The organism is Citrobacter sp. wls708, from assembly GCF_005281255.1.
Taxonomy (GTDB): Bacteria; Pseudomonadota; Gammaproteobacteria; order Enterobacterales; family Enterobacteriaceae; genus Citrobacter; species Citrobacter werkmanii.
Genome location: NZ_SZXE01000030.1, coordinates 1 through 449, shown reverse-complemented (window position 1 = coordinate 449; position 449 = coordinate 1). Strand labels below are relative to the sequence as shown.

Annotated in this window: 1 rRNA gene; it reads right to left on the bottom strand. The window is 51.4% G+C overall.

Annotated features, from left to right (window positions below):
• Positions 1-47: 47 nt before the first annotated feature.
• Positions 48-449, bottom strand: a 16S ribosomal RNA gene (locus FDW97_RS17850); the annotation flags it as partial.

Here is a 449-nt window from a genome sequence, read left to right as displayed (position 1 = left end):
TTCATCAGACAATCTGTGTGAGCACTGCAAAGGTCGGTTCTTTAAGGTAAGGAGGTGATCCAACCGCAGGTTCCCCTACGGTTACCTTGTTACGACTTCACCCCAGTCATGAATCACAAAGTGGTAAGCGCCCTCCCGAAGGTTAAGCTACCTACTTCTTTTGCAACCCACTCCCATGGTGTGACGGGCGGTGTGTACAAGGCCCGGGAACGTATTCACCGTGGCATTCTGATCCACGATTACTAGCGATTCCGACTTCATGGAGTCGAGTTGCAGACTCCAATCCGGACTACGACATACTTTATGAGGTCCGCTTGCTCTCGCGAGGTCGCTTCTCTTTGTATATGCCATTGTAGCACGTGTGTAGCCCTACTCGTAAGGGCCATGATGACTTGACGTCATCCCCACCTTCCTCCAGTTTATCACTGGCAGTCTCCTTTGAGTTCCCG